Raw genomic sequence first — 2,411 nt, 5'->3', positions numbered from 1 at the left:
CGGGGTAAAAACAGGGTCACAATGATGAAGATGAGGCCGAGAAACAGCTGCCAGTACTCTGGCATCGCCACGGTGAAAATGCTTTTCGCACCGTTGACCAATCCGGCGCCAAGCACCTGGCCAATCAGGGTGCCGCGCCCGCCGAGCGCCACCCAGATGGCGGCCTCGATGGAGTTGGTCGGCGACATTTCGCTGGGGTTGATGATCCCGACCTGCGGGACATATAACGCCCCCGCCAGACCGCAGAGCACCGCCGACAGCGTCCACACCAGCAGCTTGAAGCCGCGCGGGTCGTACCCGCAGAACATCAGCCGGTTTTCGGCGTCACGTACCGCGGTGAGGATCCGGCCAAACTTACTCTGCGCCAGCGCCGCGCCCAGCCACAGCGCCAGCAACAGCAGCAAAACCGTGGCCATAAACAGGCTGGCGCGGGTGCCGGTGGCGGTGACCGGAAAACCCAGCAGCGTGGTAAAACCGGTGAAGCCGTTATTCCCGCCAAACCCGGTCTCGTTGCGAAAGAACAGCAGCATACCGGCATAGGTCAGGGCCTGGGTCATGATCGAGAAATAGACCCCTTTGATCTTCGAGCGAAAGGCAAACCAGCCGAAAACCAGGGCCAGCAGACCGGGAACCAGCACCACCAGCGCCATCGCCCAGGCGAAATGCTGCGTGCCCCACCAGAACCAGGGCAGCTCGCTCCAGGAGAGAAAAGACATAAACGCCGGCAGACCGTCGCCCGCCGCCTGGCGCATCAGGTACATCCCCATGGCGTACCCGCCGAGGGCAAAGAAGATCCCGTGCCCCAGCGACAGCATGCCCGCATAGCCCCAGACCAGATCCAGCGCCACCGCCACAATGGCGTAGCAGAGGATTTTGCCGCTCAGCGTCAGCAGCCAGCTCGGCACCGCCAGCGGATGGGAGGCCGGCAGCAGCGCCAGGAATGGCATACTCAGCAGCCCCAACACCAGCAGGATCCCCAGCCAGCGCAGAGGCCGCGGCGCGCGCTGCGCCAGCGTTAAGGTGATTAGTTGGCTCATTAGTCAATAACCCTCCCTTTCAGCGCGAACAGACCCTGCGGGCGTTTCTGAATAAACAGAATAATCATCACCAGGATCAGGATCTTGCCCAGCACCGCGCCCATTTGCGGTTCGAGAATTTTGTTGAAAATGCCCAGCCCAAAGGCCGCCGCCACGCTGCCGGCCAGCTGGCCGACGCCGCCCAGCACCACCACCAGAAACGAGTCGATGATGTATCCCTGACCCAGTTCAGGCCCGACGTTGCCAAGCTGCGACAGCGCCACGCCGCCCAGCCCGGCAATACCGGAGCCGAGGCCAAAGGCCAGCATATCCACCCGCCCGGTAGGTACGCCGCAGCAGGCGGCCATCGCCCGGTTCTGCGTCACGGCGCGGACGTTCATCCCCAGACGGGTGCGGTTCAGGATGAGCCAGGTAAAGCACAGCACCAGCAGGACGAACGCCAGCACCGCCAGCCGGTTCCACGGCAGGATCAGGTTCGGCAGGACCTGCACGCCGCCGGAGAGCCAGGCCGGGTTTGCCACCTCCACGTTCTGCGCGCCAAACAGCATCCTCACCAGCTGGATTAGCATCAGGCTGATCCCCCAGGTGGCGAGCAGCGTTTCCAGCGGCCGACCATACAGATGACGAATAATGGTGCGCTCCAGCGCCATGCCGATCCCGGCGGTCACCAGAAACGCCACCGGCAGCGCGACCAGCGGATAAAAGGCCAGCCATTGCGGCGCGAGCTGCGCCAGCGCCTGCTGTACCAGCCAGCAGCTGTAGGCGCCGATCATTAACATCTCGCCGTGGGCCATGTTAATCACCCCCAGCAGGCCGTAGGTGATCGCCAGCCCCAGCGCGGCCAGCAACAGCACCGATCCCAGCGACAGTCCCATAAAGGCCTGGCCCAGCAGATCGCCGAGCAGCAGACGATGTTTGATCTTTTGCAGGCTATCGCTGGCCGCCTCGCGCACCGCCGCATCCGGCTCATGCTGGGCATCGGTAAAGGGGATCAGCAGCGCCTGGGTTTCCGGGTCCGCGGAATGGCCGAGCAGCGTCACGGCGGCCAGCCGCGCGCTGGCCTCAGGCTGAGCGAGCTGCAGGCGCGCCAGCGCCACCTCCAGCAGACCCCGCACAGTATCATCGGTTTCCGCCTGCAGCCGCTGTTGCAGCAGCGCGGCCATGGCCGGGGTCGCTTCCCGCTGTAGCGTTCGTGCGGCGGAAGCTCGCTCTGTGACGTTGTCACTTAAAATAAGGTGGCTGGCCAGCGCGCCGGCAGCCAGATTGCGCAGCCTGTTGGTCAGACGGACCGGTCGGGTTTCGCCCTGCGGCGCGGCGACAGCGCCCAATGGCTGTAATCCGCCCTGTCGGGTGCGGAAAGCATGTTTTCCGTCG

General features: G+C 64.3%; 2 protein-coding genes. Both read right to left on the bottom strand.

Going from position 1 to position 2,411, the window contains the following annotated elements:
* The coding region (gene urtC / locus KHQ28_RS28925) for an urea ABC transporter permease subunit UrtC (protein ID WP_211777818.1) at positions 1-1,037 on the bottom strand (1,037 nt) is incomplete at its 3' end.
* The coding region (urtB, locus tag KHQ28_RS28920) for an urea ABC transporter permease subunit UrtB (protein ID WP_211777817.1) at positions 1,037-2,411 on the bottom strand (1,375 nt) is incomplete at its 5' end. The genes urtC and urtB, both read right to left, overlap by 1 nt.

The organism is Klebsiella sp. 28 (assembly GCF_018223905.1).
GTDB classification, from domain to species: Bacteria; Pseudomonadota; Gammaproteobacteria; order Enterobacterales; family Enterobacteriaceae; genus Klebsiella; species Klebsiella pneumoniae.
Note: the sequence above shows the minus strand (reverse complement) of the source record. Positions and strands in the feature narration are given on the sequence as shown.